3 protein-coding genes are annotated in these 1,649 nt (G+C 73.3%); 2 read left to right on the top strand and 1 reads right to left on the bottom strand.

The window, feature by feature from the left end; genetic code table 11:
- Both D7V93_RS42725 and D7V93_RS42720 read left to right on the top strand, forming a co-directional pair.
- Positions 1–523 (top strand): response regulator (locus tag D7V93_RS42725; RefSeq protein ID WP_147451673.1); only part of this gene is annotated, 523 nt, incomplete at its 5' end.
- 98 nt (positions 524–621) lie between these two features.
- A complete protein-coding gene (locus D7V93_RS42720; protein ID WP_244237843.1) occupies positions 622–1,317 on the top strand; it encodes a hypothetical protein in 696 nt (231 codons plus the stop codon).
- Between the two features lie 7 nt (positions 1,318–1,324).
- On the opposite strand, the gene D7V93_RS42715 is transcribed toward D7V93_RS42720, so the two are convergent.
- The coding region (locus D7V93_RS42715; RefSeq protein WP_147451672.1) for a molybdenum cofactor biosynthesis protein MoaE at positions 1,325–1,649 on the bottom strand (325 nt) is incomplete at its 5' end.

The following is a 1,649-nucleotide window of genomic DNA, read 5'->3' as shown; positions in this document are numbered from 1 at the left end:
CGTCACCCTGCACGACGGCACCATCAGCGCACAGAGCGCGGGCCGGGGCCGCGGCAGCACCTTCACCGTGCGCCTGCCCGCGCTGGAGGAGCAGGCCCCGGCCCCCCTGCCCACGCCGGGGCCCGGCGCGCTGGTGCCGCAAGAGCCCACGTCCCTGAGCGCCCGCGTGCTCATCGTGGACGACAACCGGGACGCGGCGGACGTGCTCGCGGAGTCGCTCGCGTTCCTCGGCTGCGAGACGCGCGTGGCCTACGACGGCCCCACCGGCCTGGAGGCCGCGAAGGGCTTCGAGCCGGAGATCGCCCTGCTGGACATCGGCCTGCCGGTGATGGACGGCTATGAGCTGGCGCGGCTCCTGCGCCAGCAGGAGGAGCCCCGCGTGATGAAGCTGGTCGCGGTGACGGGGTATGGCCAGGAGTCGGACCGGCAGCGCTCCAAGGCCGCGGGCTTCGACGCGCACCTGGTGAAGCCGCTGCACTTCGAGACGCTGGAGACCCTGCTGAAGAACCTCGCCGGCACCTGAAGCCGGGGTCGCCCCCCATGCGGCCAGCCGGGCTCGAAGGGCGTCCGCCAGGGGACGTCCTGTCGCGGGAAGCCGGGCGAAGGAGGGAGGAGGGGAATATGCTCCGGCCCCACATGCCCACCGCGTCCACGCCTCCCGCCAACGTGGCGGACGGCGGCCTCTTCTGCGAGCTGTATTGGGGGACCTCCCTGGCGGAGGCCTGGAGCTACGGGCCCGAGCTGTCCCAGGTCCACGCCGCGCCCGACGAGACGGCCCCCCTGCCCCTCTATGGCTTCACGCTACCGGAGGAGCCCTTCCTCCTGGCCGAGCGCACCCCGAAGGGCTGGCGCATCCACGTGCCGCCGTCGGCCCGCGTGGAGAAGAGCCTCAAGGGCGACGACTTCCACCCCGTGGCCCCGGAGGAGCTGACCGGCGCGCCGGGCCGCACGTCGCTGGAGCTGGGCGAGGGCACGACGCTGCGCCTCGTGGAGGGAGAGCTGCGGCTGCTCGTGCAGCCCTCGGTGGTGAAGGAGCGCGCGGGCCGCTTCCGCGTGCGCGACGTGGCGTGGCTCATCACCGTGGCCATCCTCTTCCTGAGCGCGCCCATCGCCTTCCTCACCATGGGGCCGGACCCGGCGCGCATCGCCGCGAACAACGCGCGCGCGCTCCAGTCCGCCCACGAGAAGGAGGAGGCGCGGCGCAAGACGCTCGGGTTGGATCAACCGATGCGCCCCCTGACGGACCAGGAGAAGGCCTCGCGGCAGCAGGACGGCGGCGCGCGCGTCAACGTCCCCGCGAGCTTCGGCGTTCGCTAGGGCTGCTTCAGGGCCCCAGGCCCACCCAGACCTCGCCGTCCTCGAAGAACTCCTTCTTCCAGATGGGCACGTCCTGCTTGAGCCGCTCGATGGCGTGCTCACAGCCGCGGAAGGCCTCCTGGCGGTGCGCGGCGGACGCGGCGATGACGACCGCCAGCTCACCCGGCACCAGCGTGCCCACGCGGTGCATGATGGCCAGCCGCGTACCCGGCCACCGCGTCGCGACCTCCTGGCCAATCTCCGCGAGCTTCGCCTCCGCCATGGGCGCGTAGGCCTCGTACTCCAGCCGCAGCACGCGCCGGCCCTTCGTCTGGTCGCGCACCGCGCCGGAG

This window comes from Corallococcus llansteffanensis, from assembly GCF_003612055.1.
Lineage (GTDB): Bacteria > Myxococcota > Myxococcia > Myxococcales > Myxococcaceae > Corallococcus > Corallococcus llansteffanensis.
Note: the sequence above shows the minus strand (reverse complement) of the source record. Positions and strands in the feature narration are given on the sequence as shown.

Excerpts from the sequence above, each read along its gene's own strand:
- D7V93_RS42720 (WP_244237843.1), top strand. The coding sequence starts at position 622 with ATGCTCCGGCCCCACATGCCCACCGCGTCCACGCCTCCCGCCAACGTG.